We start from the raw sequence: 15,385 nt of genomic DNA, 5'->3' as shown, positions 1-15,385 counted from the left end.
TTTTCCTGACTGGCCATTTGGACATTTTGCGTTTGACGGCACGTGGGACGACGCGGTGACGTCGTAAGGGCAGGAGCTCGTGGATGATTTCCTGGCAGAAGTTGGTGAAGGCTCCAGCCAATCGCTGAGGGGGAAAAAGCCGGGCGCGCGGCAAGGGATCGCCGCGCGGCCCGGAGGGTGCCTGTGAAGGAGAAGCGCAACGGGTCTTCCTCGAAGTGTTGAGCAACGGTGCCAATGAGGGATCTGATCGCGTAGTGCACGCACAGGAATCCATAGATTTCCTGCAGTACCCCGTCGGGTGTTTTGGATCGCAGAACGAGTCCGGGTCCGCGTTGGTGGGTTTTGAGTTCGTCGAAACAGGACTCGATTTCCCACCGCTTGGCGTAGGCGCTGGCCAGGTCGTCCGCATCGGCGGCCACCGGGTCCAATATGTTGGTGATCAGGCGAAACGTGCTGACATCCTCGCCGGTGGTGACGTCATATTCGATGACACGCACCGGGATCCCCGCGGTGTTGTTGCGCCGGTCCTTGCTGCTGGGGTACAGGGTCGAGAGGTAGGACCCGTCCGCGAGTTCCTTCAGCACGGGCAGCAGGTTGTTGGCTTTCATCCGCCAAAGCAGGTCAGCGCCCGTGGCGACGCTGTCCTTCCAGGCCGAGTACGAATAGAACCCGCGGTCGGCCGACAGCAGCATGTCCTTTTTCAGATCTGCCAGCAGCATGTCCTTTTTCAGATCTGCCAGCAGCGCCGGATACAGGTCATGTTCAGCGGTGTGATACCCGGAGACCACCGCAGAAATTACCGCATGGGTGCCGCCTTCGACCAGGCCCAGCACCCGTGTCTGCGGGAATGCGCTCTTGAATTCCGTCTTTGTCCCCGGACGGCCATAGGCACGCTCAATAGCTGGGACATCCGCCAAATCCAGGGTCGTCCCGTCGACACTAACTAACGGCCACTTTCGGGAAAATCCGCTACCGCCCGAAACTCCGAAGGGTTTAGCGACCTGGGCGAACAACTCGACCATCATCGTCGAGCCCAACCGAGTCCGTGCATGAAAAATCGCTGCTCTGGACGGCAAAGTCCATTCGCGAAATCGCCCCGTGACCCATTCCATCCCAGCCAACAACGACCGCATGACTTCCTCATACGAGCGAGCGGAAAACAGGGCCAAGGCCATCACGTAGTAGACCATCAGTCGGGACGGCAACAGCCGATTCCGCTGCTACAAAGCACCCGTCCGCTCGATCACGGCATCAACCACATCGGGCGGGAAGACCCGCGTCAACACGCCCAAAGAAACATGATCACTCAACCGCTCCGGACCTACCGGAGTTACCCATCCAATTCGCGCCATGCCATGCCAGAAAGTTAACATTTTAATACATAAGTGAACAGCATTGGGATTAGGCCACAGATCCACGGCAGGCCAACGCTCATGGAAGGCACGGCGCGAGTCCTGACCAGAGAGAATGCCCCGTGTGGCGCCTGGGCCTGGGCCTGAAGTAAATTATCCCGCCGAAGCACGAGCCAGCGATTCCGGGATAAAGGTCCCGTCCGCTGAGCAGCGAGGTTGCCGCCGTCCCTGGTTGGGCCGGACTGAAGTGGCGTTACAACCGCTGCACTCGAGTTCGTATCGGGGTGAAGTGACCCCGTCAGCTGGAGCCGGATTCGGTCTCAGTCTGGCCTCAGAATGGCAATACGGGCACGTTATTCTCATGGAATGAACTCCTTCGTCCGGCCCTGCCCCGCCGAATCTGAAGTTTGCAAAATTTTACGGGACCGTTGGGCTTAGTTTGTTCCCATCGCTCTGGCGACCGCTACCCCCATCACCACCCCCCTAAACGGGATTCACTCTGATGCTGCACGGCGGGAGGACAAACCGAAACACGCACAACACCAGAACCATCACTGGCCGAAAGATATCAATCATTCAAAGCCAGGCCCCGTTTCTCCGGGAGTCCTATGGTGCCGAGCGCAGCGACCACGAAGAACCCCGCGAAAACCGCGAAGAGCAGCCCGGTTCCGCCGGTATCGCGCAGGAGGGGCACCGCCAGCGGTGCGACGATCGCGGCAATGCGACCACTGCCTGCCGCCCACCCGGAGCCAGTGGCCCGAATGCGAGTGGGATAGACCTCCGGCGTCACCGCGTAGAGCGCACCCCACGCTCCCAGGTTGAAGAACGAGAGCAGCATGCCCGCTGCAATCACCTGGCTGGCATTCGTTGCGAGGCCAAACAGAGCAGCCGAACTGGCCGAACCGACCAGGAACACAGCGAGGGTGCTACGTCGGCCCCACCGTTCGATTAGATACGCCGAAGCGGCATAGCCCGGAAGCTGCGCCACGGTGATGATCAGCGTATACGCGAAGGAACGCACGAGTGAGAAGCCTGAGGCGACCAGAACGGTAGGCAACCAGATGAAGGCACCGTAATAGGAAAAATTGACGCAGAACCAGACCAACCAGAGGGCGGCCGTGCGGCCACGCAGTCCCGGCGACCACAGCGCGGTGAAGCCTCCTGCGGAAACCTTTCGTTCGGCTCCGGCCCGATCGGCCGGGTCCAATGCTGGGGGTGGGACCGTGACTCCGGCCGAGAGTTCGAAGCGGCGAACGGTCGACTCTGCCTGTACAAACCTCCCACGCGATTCAAGAAAACGGACCGATTCCGGAAGCCGCAACCGCACGAACATGGCGTAGAGGGCCGGGGCCGCGCCGACGGCCAGGGCCCAGCGCCATCCGTTCTCCGACGACGGCACCACAAGATATCCGATCACTGCCGCGAGGGTCCAGCCAATCGCCCAGAACGATTCCAGCAACACGATGATCCGACCGCGAATTCGCGGCGGCGCGAACTCGCTAACGAGGGTCGAGGCGACCGGAAGCTCAGCGCCGAGACCGAGCCCCACAACGAAGCGCCAGGCGATCAGCACGGCCACCGATCCGGAAAGAGCGGATGCCCCCGTCGCCACGCCGTAAACGAGGAGGGTCAGCGCAAATACCTGGCGGCGTCCGATGCGATCGGCCAAGAGTCCACCGAGAACAGCGCCAACGGCCATGCCGACGAAACCGGCGGAAGCGATCCAGGACAATTCCATGCCGTTCGTGTTCCACTGCACCGCCAATTGGGCCAGCACGAAGGAGATGAGCCCCACATCCATGGCGTCCAACGCCCAGCCCAGGCCGGACCCGACCAGAAGGCGTCGATGCTCCCGGGTAAACGGCAGGGCATCCAATCGGGCGGTGCGGGTTGCGGGCGGAACTTTGGCCACAGACTTTCCATTTCAATTCGACACTGAACGATCAACCCCAATTTTACGCGCGTCACTGGCGTAGATTTGAAGGACAGACCTTGAGAGGATGGACAAACGTGGGGCAGAACAGCTTGACCAAAGACCTCGACATTCTTGAGATCGAGACCGTGGTGCTGGTGGCCGACGATGGAACACCGATCGGCACGGCCGACAAGGCACTCGTGCACGACGATAACACCGCCCTGCACCTGGCTTTTTCGTGCCACGTCTTCGATGAGAACGGGCGTATCCTGGTCACCCGGCGGGCGCTGACCAAAAAGGCCTGGCCCGGCGTGTGGACCAACTCCTTCTGTGGTCACCCCGCACCGAGCGAAACCCTGGCTGATGCGGCCAGGCGCCGAGCGGGCCATGAACTCGGTATCGCCCTGACCGAACTCACCCTGGTGCTGCCCGATTTTCGCTACCGGGCGATCGACGCCTCCGGAATCGTGGAGAACGAAATATGCCCGGTCTTCACGGCGATCACGCACTCGACGGTCGTGCCACGTGCCGACGAAGTAATGGAATGGCGGTGGGTGCCGCGCGACGACCTCGTGACGGCGGTACGCATCACCCCGTGGGCGTTCAGCCCCTGGCTGACGCTGCAACTCCCCCTCCTCTTCCCCCAGGGCTAGATCACTCCCACCCGAACTCGGCTGCACCATCTTCAGGTTCGTTACCCCCGGCGCGGCAGCCGAGAAACGGTTACGGTGGCTGCGGCGCCCGCGTCCGGCGGGACGATCACGACCTGCCTGGCCGGAATATCGCAGCCGGCCGTTCGCACCAAAAGTTCGGCCGTTGGATCGGTGCCGCGTTTGATGACCGCGAGCGCGACCGTACCCAATTCGAAATGCCGGGCAACCGAAGTCACCCGCCCGACGATCTGGTCCGCACCGTCTTTGTTCGGTGCCACAACTTCGTCGCCGCGCGCGGGCCGCACACTGTGTTTATCAGCACTGTGCGCATCTTCCGGGTAGAGCATCACGAGCCGGCGCGGGGGATGCCCGATGTTGTGCACCTTGGCCACCGTCTGCTGGCCGCGATAACCGCCCTTGTTCAGGTGCACGGCTGTGCGCAACCAATCAAGTTCATGGGGAATCGTCTTTTCGTCAACCTCCGAGGAAAAATGTGGCCGCCAGGCTGCTATGCGCAAGGCCTCGAGGGCGTCAAGTCCAGCGACAGGAATATCGGAGGCGACGATCCCTGCCAGGGCGCTTCGCGGCACCAATACCTCGCTGTAGGTCCAGCCCGCCGCCGGATGCCTGGTAGCCTTCGCGTACTGAAATCCACCCGGGCCAACGCTCATCCACCGGTCCCGCCAGACCACGGGAAGCCCATGAGGGGCCGTAACCGGAAGCGTCGGCTGGCCGAGGGTTCCGATGGTCGCGAATTCGATGGAACGATCCATCAGTTCTACCCGCAGCGCGAATTGCATGCTGCCCAACCATGTGAGCAGCCCTGCTACTTCGTTTCGCTCCATCAGCAGCCACAGATCGGTTCCGTCATCAAACAGGCGCACCGCATAGTCGATCCGCCCGGTCATATTGAGTAGAAGGGTCTCCGAGGATTCGCCCGGCGCCAAACCGGCGACACTCTGGCTGGTCAATGAATTTATCCAGCTGAGGCGATCGGGACCGCTGATGGTAATCACAGCCCGGTGTGAGAGGTCCACGATCGCGGTTCCTGCAGCCAGTGCGCGCTGCTCGTCGAGGGGGTCCCCATAGTGGGCAGCCACTCCGGCATCGACCGCCTGGTCGGCACCGACAGCGCCGGGCCGGTTCAGAAATTCGTTGAACGCGACCGGCGCGTTCCCGACGGAGATCTGCGGAGCGAGCATTCCCTGCGTTGAATTCATCTGTCTCCATTGGGCGCCATCAACTGCCCGATATTGTCGTGCCTGGTTAGTACATTCCGAGTTGGAGCCGAGCTGCTTCCGACATCCGGTCCTGGCCCCACGGTGGGTCCCAGACCAGTTCGATATCGATCTCGCCGACGCCCGGAACCGCCTGAATTGCGGTGCGGGCATCCTCTTTGAGCACATCGCCCATGCCGCAGCCCGGAGCGGTCATTGACATGTTGACTTCGACCCGGTGGGTGCCATCGGGCAGCGGCTCCGCCTCGCACAGGTAGATCAGCCCCAGATCGACAACATTGATCGGGATTTCCGGGTCGAACACGTTCTTGAGCGCATCGAGCACCTGGTCCAGGTCGAACGGACCGTCATTCATGGTCACGGTTTCGGCGACCAGCCAGCTCAGGCCGAGCGCGGCCGAGTCTTCGGCACTGATCCGAACGAGGTAGCCCATTGAGGTTTGGACGGTGACGCTCGCACCGAGGGTTTGCGTTATGACAACCTGCTCGCCGGCCTGAAGCAGCATCGGCTGCCCGCCCGGGATTACCGTCGCCTGGCAGCTGTGTTCGAGTTCAACGATCTTGTATTGGCCTGAGTCCATCGGCTACTTCTCCGTTCCGACGACACGGCTGCCATCGGCGCGGTCGTCACCTTCCAGCGCGCTGCGCAACGCCTGCCAGGCCAGGGAGGCGCACTTGACCCGGGTCGGGTACTCCCATACGCCAGAGAGCACCGCGAGCTTGCCCACCTCGGCCAATGCCGCTTCCCCCTCGGATTCGCTGGTGAGCATGGTGTGCACGCGAGCGAACAGCGTCAGGGCTTCCTCCTCTGCCATACCCTTGACGGCCATGGTCATCAGCGAAGCGGATGCCTGGGAAATGGTGCATCCGCTCCCCGTGAAGGCAACGTCGGCGATGACGCCGTCGGTGAGTTGAATGGCGAGAGTTAACTGATCGCCGCATAGCGGGTTAACGGCCTCGATCGAGCACGTCGCGCGGTCGATTGTACGAAAATTCCGTGGCCGGCGGCCATGGTCGATGACCATTTCCTGGTAAAGACCCGCGATTCCCGCACTGAACGAAGCGATCCCTGGGCCGGCCGTCATGGAGCGACCACAGTGGCGTCACTCCCGAACCGGGTGGCGACCACGCGTTCCAACTGGGCGCGCAGTAGATCCAACTCAATCCGGTCCACCATTTCGTGTACAAACGCGTAGATGAGCAGGCCCCTGGCCGCTTCCAGCGGGATGGCACGCGTCTGAAGATAGAGCAGAGCCTCCTCATCCATTTGGCCCACCGCAGCACCGTGCGTGCACTTCACATCATCGGTATAGATTTCCAGCCGGGGCCTGGTGTCGACTTCGGCGCGGTCGGAGAGCAGTAAGTTCTTGTTCTTCTGGTTCGCATCGGTACCGTCAGCGCCATGACGAACCATAATGTGACCGTTGAACACACCGTGTGCCCGGCCGTCCAACACTCCCTTATACAGCTGGTGGCTGGTGCAGTCGGTCGCGGCGTGATCGACGAAGATCGTGTTGTCGTGGAGTTGATCGCCCTGGGGCAGGTAGACGCCGTCGAGGCTGACCTCGGCGCCGACGCCATCCAGTTGAACTCGCACCTCGTGCCGGGCGATGCTGGCGCCGAGCATGATGGAACGGGAAGAGAATCGGCTGCCCCGCCCTTGCCGCACGGACAGCAGCGCCACATGGAAAGCACTCGTCGGCTCGTTTTGCACCTTGTAGTGCTCAATGTGGGCGTCTTCGGCGAGGAGGAGTTCGGTGACGGCGTTGGTGCAATACACGTCGGAATCGATCCCGGCGTAGGTCTCGACGATCGTGGCACGAGAGTCAGAATCGGCGCTTATCACCGAACGTGGACTGGATATCAGCGGGACTCCACCGGTGTCGGAGAAGTAGACCAGCTGAATCGGCTCGTCCACGATGGTGCCGCTGGGAAGATGAATGAATGCGCCATCCTCGGCCAGAGCGTCATTGAACGCTGCGAAGGCGTGACGCACTCCCGGTGCATGCGCAAAAAAGGGTTCGAGGCGATCAGGCCCGGCTGCCAGCACCGCGGCCAGGGTCGTGACGACTGCACCGGCCGGCACCCCGGTCACTCGCGAGAATTCGGACGAGAAATGGCCGTTGACGAAGACCAACCGTGGACCACCGAGATCGACCGCTGCCTCGTCGATCATTTCTGCCGTCACCCGGCTGCCGGATGCCACGGTGGCGGCATCGAACGGTACGGCGAGGATCGGGGCCAACCCGGTGTATTTCCAGTCCTCATCCTTGTGGGTCGGGAAGCCGTGCTCACCCACCCACTGGAGGGCGGCTACCCGCGCCTCGGCGAGCCAGGCGGGATCACGCGCGCCGAGCCGAGGTTCGAAGCCAGCGAGCACTCCGCTGGCCGCGCTCAGAACGGTCATCGCAATATCCCGGCCGTGCTCAATCGATCTGCGTCAGCTTCCTGCGTACCGGTGTAGCCATGCGCTTCGAGCTCGACGGCCAGGTCCTTGCCCCCGGAACGCACGATCCGGCCGGCGGTCATCACGTGCACCTGGTCGGGCACGATGTAGTCCAAAAGGCGCTGGTGGTGCGTGATGACGAGCATGCTGCGGCCTTCGCTCCGGAGTGCGTTCACCCCGCTGGCGACCACCCTCAGAGCGTCGATGTCCAAACCGGAGTCGGTCTCATCCAAAATCGCGAGTTTGGGTTCCAGGATCGCCATTTGCAGGATCTCGTTGCGTTTCTTTTCACCGCCGGAGAATCCTTCGTTGACCGAGCGATTCATGAAGGTCTGGTCCATCTCAACGAGCTTCATCTTCTCCTGAGCCAGCGCCAGAAAGTCCACCGGATCCAGTTCTTCTTCTCCACGCTGGCGGCGCAGGGAGTTCAAGGCGGTGCGCATGAAGTACATGTTTCCGACGCCGGGAATCTCAACCGGATGTTGGAAGGCCAGGAATACACCGGCGGCAGCGCGCTCTTCCGGTGACAAGGTCAGCAGGTCCTGACCCTCATACGTGACGCTGCCAGAGACCTGGTACCCCTCGCGGCCGATCAATACACTGGCCAAGGTGCTTTTTCCCGAACCGTTCGGGCCCATGATCGCGTGCACCTCACCCGGCTTCAGTTGCAGGTTCACCCCTCGCAATATTTCTTTGTCCTCGATACTGGCGTGCAGTTCTTCGATTTTCAGCATTAGCCAACGCTTCCTTCCAGGCTTACGGTTAACAGTTTTTGCGCCTCAACGGCGAATTCCATGGGCAGCATCTTGAAGACTTCACGGCAGAAACCGTTCACAATCATCGACACCGCCTCTTCTTCCGGGATACCCCTCTGCCGGCAGTACAGGAGTTGTTCCTCGCCGATTTTGGAGGTCGATGCCTCGTGCTCAACCTGCCCGGTCTGGTTCTTCACCTCGATGTATGGCAGCGTGTGGGCACCGCTGTCTTTGCCGATCAACAGCGAATCGCACTGGGTGAAGTTGCGGGCTCCGACGGCCGAATGTCGCATGTCCACCAGACCGCGGTAGGTGTTCTGCCCGTGACCGGCTGAAATAGCCTTCGAGATGATGGTGCTCTTGGTGTTCTTGCCGATGTGCACCATCTTGCTGCCGGTATCCGCTTGCTGACGTCTGGCCGTCAATGCCACCGAGTAGAACTCGCCGACCGAGTTGTCACCCTTAAGAACCACACCGGGGTACTTCCAGGTGATCGAGGAGCCGGTTTCCACCTGGGTCCAGGAAATCTTTGCGTTGCGGCCGGAAGCCATGCCCCGTTTGGTGACGAAGTTGTACACGCCGCCCTTGCCGTCGGCATCTCCGGGATACCAGTTCTGCACCGTCGAGTACTTGATCTGGGCATCGTCCAGTGCCACCAGCTCAACCACGGCGGCGTGCAGCTGGTTCGTATCACGAACAGGCGCCGTGCAGCCCTCGAGGTAGCTGACATAAGCGCCCTCTTCGGCAATGATCAGGGTTCGCTCGAACTGGCCGGTGTCGGCGGCGTTGATGCGGAAGTAGGTGGACAGCTCCATCGGGCAGCGCACGCCCTTGGGGATGTAACAGAACGAACCGTCGGTGAACACCGCCGCGTTCAGGCAGGCGAAGAAGTTGTCGTTGTACGGAACCACAGAGCCGAGGTACTGACGCACCAGATCCGGATGCTCCTGAACGGCTTCCGAGAAGGAGCAGAAGATCACTCCAACCTCGGCCAACTTGTCTTTGAACGTCGTCGCAACCGAGACCGAATCGACGATCGCGTCGACCGCCACGCCACTGAGACGCTCCTGCTCACCGAGCGAAATGCCGAGCTTGTCAAACATCTCCCGCAGCTCCGGGTCGACCTCGTCCATGCTCTCCACGCGTTTTTTCGGCTTGGGAGCGGCGTAGTAAATGATGTCCTGGTAGTCGACCGGCCCATAGGTGACGTGCTGCCAGGTCGGTGCCGTGAGCGTGGTCCAGTGCCGGTAGGCACGGAGCCGCCATTCCAACAGCCAATCCGGCTCATTTTTCTTGCTCGAAATCAGCCGGATGATGTCTTCGTTCAGCCCGCGGGGTGCGACGTCAGTTTCCAGATCGGTCACAAATCCATACTGATATTCCTGGTTCGCTAATTCGCGGACCTCGTCAGAGATACCAGTCGAGGTTGTGGGTGCACTCATTTCGTCTCCATATCAGTTGTTGTTGGCTGCGAGCAGCCCGATCGTTTCGGTCAGCGACGCTGTGAGGGAAGTGCCGCGATCAGCGGGTGATCCTTGGCGTATGGGCCGACCTTGGCCGCTCCACCCGGGGAGCCGATGTCGTCGAAGAACTCAACGTTGGCCTTGTAGTAGTCGGCCCACTGCTCCGGCACGTCATCTTCGTAGAAGATCGCCTCGACCGGGCAGACTGGCTCACAGGCTCCGCAGTCGATGCACTCATCGGGGTGGATGTAGAGCGCCCGGTCACCCTCATAAATGCAATCGACCGGGCATTCATCAATACACGCCCTGTCCTTGACGTCCACGCAGGGCAAGGCGATGACGTAGGTCACAGTGTCTCCACCCCGAACACCGCGGGGACCTGGTCGAGAGCGTTGAGCAACACGGTGATCTCGGCCGCCGTGTTGTAGGCCGCGAAGGTCACTCGCGTGGTCGCGGCCACGTCCAGACGCTGGTGCAATGGCCAGGCGCAGTGGTGGCCGACTCGCACCGCGACTCCGGCATCGTCGAGGATTTGGCCAACGTCGTGCGCGTGCACGCCGTCGACCACGAAAGACACCACACCGGTACGGTCCGCACCATCGGCCGGTCCGATGACACGGATCCACGGGCGTTGGGCCAGGCCGGCCAGCAGGACTTCGGTGAGGGCCTGCTCATGGGCGCTCACCCGCGGCATCCCCAACCGGGTCAGGTAATCACAGGCCGCAGCCAGGCCGACGGCCTGCGCGGCCACCGGGACACCCGCCTCGAAACGTTGCGGCGGTGCGGCGTAGGTTGAGCCCTCCATGTGCACGGTGTGGATCATCGAGCCTCCGGTGAGAAAGGGGGGCATGGCTTCCAGGAGGCCAGAGCGGCCCCAGAGCACGCCGACCCCGAGGGGGCCGAACATCTTGTGGCCACTGAAGGCCAGAAAGTCGACGTCGAGATCGACGACGTCGATCCCCAGGTGCGGCACCGACTGGCTGGCGTCGAGCACGGTCAGAGCCCCGACCTTCCGGGCCCGAGCCACAATGGCCGAAACCGGATTGATGGTACCCAAAACATTGGACACATGCGTGAAGGCGACCACCTTGGTACGGTCGGTGATGACCGTCTCCAGGTCGTTCAGGTTTAAGCGACCGTCATCGGTGACACCGATCCACCGCAGGGTAGCGCCGCTGCGCCGGGCAAGTTCCTGCCAGGGAATGAGATTGGCATGATGCTCCATCTCGGTGATCACGATCTCGTCGCCCACGCCGAGCTTGAAGCGCGCCGCAACATCCGCTTCGACGCCGCCCATGGCCCCGGTAGCGGCCGCGTTGCTGAACGAATACGCCACGAGATTTAGGGCTTCGGTGGCGTTCTTGGTGAACACCACCTCCTTAGTTTGTGCGCCGATGAACCGTGCAACGGTCGCGCGCGCCGATTCAAATGCTTCGGTGGCTTCCTCGGCCAGCTGATGAGCACCACGGTGAACCGCGGAGTTGTGCTGCTCATAGAAGGTGCGTTCGGCATCGAGTACCTGGCGCGGTTTGTGTGACGTGGCCCCGGAGTCGAGGTACACCAATGGTTTTCCGCCGCGCACGAGACGCGAGAGAATCGGGAAGTCGCTACGGATGGCGGCCGACTCCTCGATACTGAATGCCGCGTTCGCGCCGACGTCAGAACTGATGGCCTCGGAGCCGGTGATCGGACGCACTCCCGTGATTAGTCCTGCACTGGTACTCATGCATTTGTCCCATCGTTGCGATTGTTCGTGTCGGAGGTGGTCGTCGTGGCCAGAGCGTCAAGGGGGATGAACGTCGCGCAGCTGTGCGCGCCCCCCGCCAGAGTCGTGCGTCGTTGAACCGGAACTCCGAGCAGCCGAGAGAATGCCTCGGTCTCGGCGTCGCAGAACTCCGGAAACTCGGCCGCGACATGCAGAACAGGGCAGTGCCCCTGACACAGCTGCACACCATTCGCTGGCAGGTCAGCTCCGACCGGCCGGATCGACGCCGCGAAACCTTCGTCGTTCAGTACCGACGCCAGTGCCTCTGCACGGGCGCGGACATCTCCGCCGGTCGAGGGCAGTTGTGCGGCATACCCCCGCTCGAGTCGTGCGCTGCGTTCACGGGCAAACTCGCCAACGGCATCCGCTCCGGCGCGTTCGGCGAGAAAGCGTAACGCCGAGGTCGCCACATCAACGTAGTCAGCCCCCAGACCGGCATGACCGGACACGGAGAGGACATAGGCGCGGGCCGGCCGGCCGCGGCCACCTGATGTAGCGGGCACGTGTTCTTCGACGGCCCCTTCCTCGGCCAGCTGGTCGAGGTGACGGCGCACGGCAGCGGGCGTAAGTCCCAAGCGCGCGGCCAGATCGGCTGCGGACAGTGGGCCATCCTCCGCGAGCATCTGCCGCACGCGGTCCCAGGTGCGTTCCTCCAGACCATTCGCTCCAGGGTGCGACCCTTCTGTGCCCGCGCTTCCGCGGCGGTGAGCTATTAACATGACATAAGCATGTCCTAATTCAGCTCGGCTGGCAAGTCAACGCGCCGGTCCACTGTCTGGCAGCAACTAGAGTCGAGCAGGCGGTTGGGTCATTACCCTCGAATCAAAGGAGAACGCGTGCTTTTTCGCCAACTGGAATATTTTGTCGCTGTCGCACGGGAACGACACTTCGCGCACGCCGCTGCGGCCTGTCACGTTTCCCAGCCCGCCCTTTCCGCGGGAATCAGCAAGCTGGAGCAGGAGCTCAATGTCTCACTGATCAACCGTGGTCATGCTTTTGAGGGGTTGACCCCGGAGGGCGAACTGTTGGTGATGTGGGCCAAACGGATTGTGGCGGAGCGTGACGCGCTCAAGGCGGAGGTTCACGCTCTCAAATCCGGCGTGACCGGTGTACTGCGTCTTGGCGTCGTGCCCAGCGCATCGACAACGGTCGCGCTACCGGTTGCGGCGTTCTGTGCCGCGCATCCGCTGGTCAAGGTACAGATCAAGTCGGGCCTGTCGTCAACCGAAATCGCACACCGATTGCATGACTTCGAGTTGGATGCTGGCGTGACGTACGTCGACGCTAGCGACGACCCGGGGCTCGATGTCGTGCCCCTCTACGAGGAGCGCTACGTGCTGATTGCCTCTGAAATGCTCATACCGGACATTTCCACCTCCATGTCGTGGGTGCAGGCATCCCGATTACCACTTGCCGTGTTAACGACGAAAATGCGCAGTAGACAAGTGATCGACGCAGCGTTCGAACGGAACCATGTGCAGCTGGTGCCTCAGGTAGAGACGGACTCGATCGCGTCCCTCCACGCCCATATGAGGACGGGCCGGTGGGCCAGCATTGTCCCGCACACCTGGGTGCAAACCATCACCCCTCCGGCGCGGACACGGATCGTACCGCTGGTCGATCCCGTCGCAACGGCTCGCGTTGTCGTGGCGATCAGTGCGGCCTCGCCCGGTTCGGTTATTGCCCGCGCCTTCGCGGCAGTCGCCGCCAAACTCTCGCTCGGCGAATTGTTCGACCAGAGGCTGGGCGAGCTCTTCAACCAGGAGCTTTCAGCTGGCTTTTCCGCTACGACCGCGCCGACGGCGCCGACGCTTCGATAGCCGCCAGTTATCGGCCGGTCGATTTCTGGTCTTGGACAGGCCAGCAAAGTGAGGCAGACACTGGGTACAGCGCATCAGCCGGGCGGGCACCTGCCAAACCGGCGTCACAGAAAGAGTCCACATGGCCAAGATTCTTCTCGTCCTCTACCCAGATTCCGTCACCGGGTACCCGCCGCAGTACGCACGCGACAGCATCCCTGTACTTGATGGCTACCCAGATGGTCAGACACTGCCGAGCCCTTCCGCCATCGACTTCACCCCCGGTGCACTCCTGGGATCGGTTTCCGGCGAACTCGGTCTGCGCAGGTTCCTGGAAGCTGCCGGACACGAATTGGTGGTCACCTCGGACAAGGACGGTCCGAATTCGGTATTCGAACGCGAGCTCGTGAGCGCTGACATCGTGATTTCCCAACCATTCTGGCCCGCCTATTTGACCGCAGAAAGGATCGCGAAGGCGCCAAAATTGAAGCTCGCGATCACGGCCGGCATCGGTTCGGATCACGTTGATCTCGACGCAGCAATCAGCCACGGTATCACCGTGGTCGAGGAGACCTATAGCAACAGCATCAGTGTCGCCGAGCACGCTGTCATGCAAGTCCTCGCTCTCGTTCGCAACTACCTTCCCTCGCACGAGTGGGTCGTCAATGGTGGCTGGAACATATCCGACAGCGTCGAGCGCGCCTATGACCTCGAAGGAATGAACGTCGGTGTCATCGCGGCCGGCCGCATCGGTCGTGCCGTTCTGCGCCGACTCGCACCCTTTGATGTTCGCCTGCACTACACCGACAAGAACAGGCTGTCCCCCGAAATCGAGCGCGAACTTGGGCTGACCTTCCACCCGGATGCGGCCTCGCTCGTGAGGGCCGTCGACGTTGTATCGATCCATGCACCGCTGCATCCGGAGACGTATCACCTCTTCAACGATGCCCTGATCTCGTCAATGAAACGAGGCTCCTACATCGTGAACACGGCCCGAGCCGAGATCACCGACCGTGACGCGATCGTTCGCGCGTTGGAGTCCGGGCAACTCGCTGGATATGCCGGCGACGTCTGGTATCCGCAGCCGCCAGCGGCCGACCACCCCTGGCGCACGATGCCGCACAACGGCATGACCCCCCACGTGTCCGGGTCGACTCTGTCCGCTCAGGCTCGCTACGCCGCAGGTACCCGGGAGATTCTCGAAGACTGGTTCGCCGATCGACCTATTCGGGAGGAATATCTCATCGTCAACGGCGGTCAACTTGCTGGCGTTGGTGCTGCCTCCTACACGGCCGGCGGTGAGTCGAGCCCCGGCAGTGGCGGTAAGTAAGACAGCGAGAGCACCGATGTAGTCCTGGGGAAGGCCGCGGTGACTGCCCTGTCGCTGGCGGCCTTCTTACGTCCGCAGCATCACGCCGCGCCACGTCACCCAGCCGCACCAGGCAGCCCCGGCTGCCCCAACGTCGCAACGTCGCAACGTCGCAACGTCGCAACGTCGCAACTATAACAAGGAAGTTATCAATGAGCTGGCTCGATCGAGAACGTACCATTGCTCGTCCTGGATTCAACCGGTGGTTGATCCCGCCAGCGGCCCTCGCTGTGCACTATGCATTGGCCAGGTGTATGCATCCAGCGTATACAAGACCGCTTTAGTGGAGCATTTTGACGCCAGCCTGACCCAAATCGGCGTGATTTTCTCCATCGCCATAGTTATGCTCGGACTGTCGGCCGCCTTCATGGGCACCTGGGTCGACACGAACGGTCCGCGCAAGGCAATGTTCGTGGCGGCATTGTTCTGGTCTGGCGGGTTCATGATCGGATCTGTGGGCATTTTCAGCCACCAATTGTGGCTCGTGTACCTCGGTTACGGCTTTATCGGGGGGATTGGCCTCGGCAAAGTCATATGGTCGTAGCAACGCTCTAGTGATTGGAGCGTTTTATGGTCAAGTTGTTTCCGCCGAATACTCGCACTGAGTTCATTGATCTCGTGTGTGCGGGGA

At 61.8% G+C, this 15,385-nt stretch carries 13 protein-coding genes and 2 pseudogenes; 4 read left to right on the top strand and 11 right to left on the bottom strand.

The window, feature by feature from the left end:
- Positions 1-128 precede the first annotated feature (128 nt).
- Together E3T41_RS10555 and E3T41_RS10550 are read right to left on the bottom strand one after the other, a co-directional pair.
- Positions 129-1,352: pseudogene (locus E3T41_RS10555) on the bottom strand (IS4 family transposase); the annotation flags it as partial.
- A gap of 568 nt (positions 1,353-1,920) precedes the next feature.
- The gene (locus E3T41_RS10550; protein ID WP_241991126.1) at positions 1,921-3,264 is read right to left on the bottom strand and encodes an MFS transporter; all 1,344 of its coding nucleotides are present in this window, start codon (positions 3,262-3,264) and stop codon (positions 1,921-1,923) included.
- 98 nt (positions 3,265-3,362) lie between these two features.
- Between E3T41_RS10550 and idi the strand changes: the two genes are divergently transcribed.
- Entirely contained in the window at positions 3,363-3,920 is a 558-nt protein-coding gene (gene idi / locus E3T41_RS10545; protein WP_233195327.1) for an isopentenyl-diphosphate Delta-isomerase, read from the top strand.
- A gap of 41 nt (positions 3,921-3,961) precedes the next feature.
- Here idi and E3T41_RS10540 read toward each other — a convergent pair whose 3' ends face one another.
- The 9 genes from E3T41_RS10540 to E3T41_RS10500 all read right to left on the bottom strand — a co-directional run bounded on the left by E3T41_RS10540 (position 3,962) and on the right by E3T41_RS10500 (position 12,305).
- Positions 3,962-5,122, bottom strand: coding sequence for a folate-binding protein YgfZ (locus E3T41_RS10540; RefSeq protein ID WP_092449389.1), 1,161 nt, complete (start codon positions 5,120-5,122; stop codon positions 3,962-3,964).
- Positions 5,123-5,186: 64 nt separating this feature from the next.
- Positions 5,187-5,738 carry a putative Fe-S cluster assembly protein SufT gene (gene sufT / locus E3T41_RS10535; protein WP_134478514.1) on the bottom strand — a complete coding sequence of 184 codons (552 nt, stop codon included), beginning with the start codon at positions 5,736-5,738 and terminating at the stop codon, positions 5,187-5,189.
- Between the two features lie 3 nt (positions 5,739-5,741).
- Positions 5,742-6,242, bottom strand: a complete 501-nt coding sequence (gene sufU / locus E3T41_RS10530) for a Fe-S cluster assembly sulfur transfer protein SufU (RefSeq protein WP_104132672.1) — start codon at positions 6,240-6,242, stop codon at positions 5,742-5,744.
- Positions 6,239-7,564 carry a Fe-S cluster assembly protein SufD gene (gene sufD, locus E3T41_RS10525; protein ID WP_198416411.1) on the bottom strand — a complete coding sequence of 442 codons (1,326 nt, stop codon included), beginning with the start codon at positions 7,562-7,564 and terminating at the stop codon, positions 6,239-6,241. Before sufD ends, sufU begins: the two co-directional genes overlap by 4 nt.
- Positions 7,561-8,337, bottom strand: a complete 777-nt coding sequence (gene sufC, locus E3T41_RS10520; RefSeq protein ID WP_092449394.1) for a Fe-S cluster assembly ATPase SufC — start codon at positions 8,335-8,337, stop codon at positions 7,561-7,563. Before sufC ends, sufD begins: the two co-directional genes overlap by 4 nt.
- Positions 8,337-9,800 (bottom strand): Fe-S cluster assembly protein SufB, encoded by a 1,464-nt coding sequence (gene sufB, locus E3T41_RS10515; RefSeq protein ID WP_092449396.1) that lies wholly within the window; start codon positions 9,798-9,800, stop codon positions 8,337-8,339. Before sufB ends, sufC begins: the two co-directional genes overlap by 1 nt.
- A gap of 50 nt (positions 9,801-9,850) precedes the next feature.
- On the bottom strand, positions 9,851-10,171 hold the full coding sequence (gene fdxA / locus E3T41_RS10510; RefSeq protein ID WP_092341486.1) for a ferredoxin: 321 nt from the start codon (positions 10,169-10,171) through the stop codon (positions 9,851-9,853).
- A complete protein-coding gene (locus E3T41_RS10505; RefSeq protein WP_092449398.1) occupies positions 10,168-11,547 on the bottom strand; it encodes a SufS family cysteine desulfurase in 1,380 nt (459 codons plus the stop codon). The genes fdxA and E3T41_RS10505 overlap by 4 nt, the downstream gene beginning before the upstream one ends.
- A complete protein-coding gene (locus E3T41_RS10500) occupies positions 11,544-12,305 on the bottom strand; it encodes a metalloregulator ArsR/SmtB family transcription factor (RefSeq protein WP_092449399.1) in 762 nt (253 codons plus the stop codon). The genes E3T41_RS10505 and E3T41_RS10500 overlap by 4 nt, the downstream gene beginning before the upstream one ends.
- A 117-nt stretch (positions 12,306-12,422) precedes the next feature.
- Between E3T41_RS10500 and E3T41_RS10495 the strand changes: the two genes are divergently transcribed.
- The 3 genes and pseudogenes from E3T41_RS10495 to E3T41_RS10485 form a co-directional block, all read left to right on the top strand.
- Positions 12,423-13,406: a LysR family transcriptional regulator gene (locus E3T41_RS10495; protein ID WP_092449401.1), complete on the top strand. Its 984-nt coding sequence runs from the start codon at positions 12,423-12,425 to the stop codon at positions 13,404-13,406.
- A 121-nt stretch (positions 13,407-13,527) separates the two neighbouring features.
- Positions 13,528-14,715 (top strand): NAD-dependent formate dehydrogenase, encoded by a 1,188-nt coding sequence (locus tag E3T41_RS10490; RefSeq protein WP_092449403.1) that lies wholly within the window; start codon positions 13,528-13,530, stop codon positions 14,713-14,715.
- 191 nt (positions 14,716-14,906) lie between these two features.
- A pseudogene (locus E3T41_RS10485) lies at positions 14,907-15,280 on the top strand (MFS transporter); the annotation flags it as partial.
- Positions 15,281-15,385 lie beyond the last annotated feature (105 nt).

The sequence above is a fragment of the Cryobacterium sp. Hh38 genome (assembly GCF_004403235.1).
In the GTDB taxonomy this organism is placed as follows: domain Bacteria; phylum Actinomycetota; class Actinomycetes; order Actinomycetales; family Microbacteriaceae; genus Cryobacterium; species Cryobacterium levicorallinum.
This window is presented reverse-complemented; position numbering and strand designations above follow the sequence as displayed.

Bases quoted from the DNA above. Each gene is read 5' to 3' on its own strand.
- E3T41_RS10540 (WP_092449389.1), bottom strand. From the start codon at position 5,122: ATGCTCGCTCCGCAGATCTCCGTCGGGAACGCGCCGGTCGCGTTCAAC.
- sufT (WP_134478514.1), bottom strand. From the start codon at position 5,738: ATGGACTCAGGCCAATACAAGATCGTTGAACTCGAACACAGCTGCCAG.
- sufU (WP_104132672.1), bottom strand. From the start codon at position 6,242: ATGACGGCCGGCCCAGGGATCGCTTCGTTCAGTGCGGGAATCGCGGGT.
- sufD (WP_198416411.1), bottom strand. From the start codon at position 7,564: ATGACCGTTCTGAGCGCGGCCAGCGGAGTGCTCGCTGGCTTCGAACCT.
- sufC (WP_092449394.1), bottom strand. From the start codon at position 8,337: ATGCTGAAAATCGAAGAACTGCACGCCAGTATCGAGGACAAAGAAATA.
- sufB (WP_092449396.1), bottom strand. From the start codon at position 9,800: ATGAGTGCACCCACAACCTCGACTGGTATCTCTGACGAGGTCCGCGAA.
- E3T41_RS10505 (WP_092449398.1), bottom strand. From the start codon at position 11,547: ATGAGTACCAGTGCAGGACTAATCACGGGAGTGCGTCCGATCACCGGC.
- E3T41_RS10500 (WP_092449399.1), bottom strand. From the start codon at position 12,305: ATGTTAATAGCTCACCGCCGCGGAAGCGCGGGCACAGAAGGGTCGCAC.
- E3T41_RS10490 (WP_092449403.1), top strand. From the start codon at position 13,528: ATGGCCAAGATTCTTCTCGTCCTCTACCCAGATTCCGTCACCGGGTAC.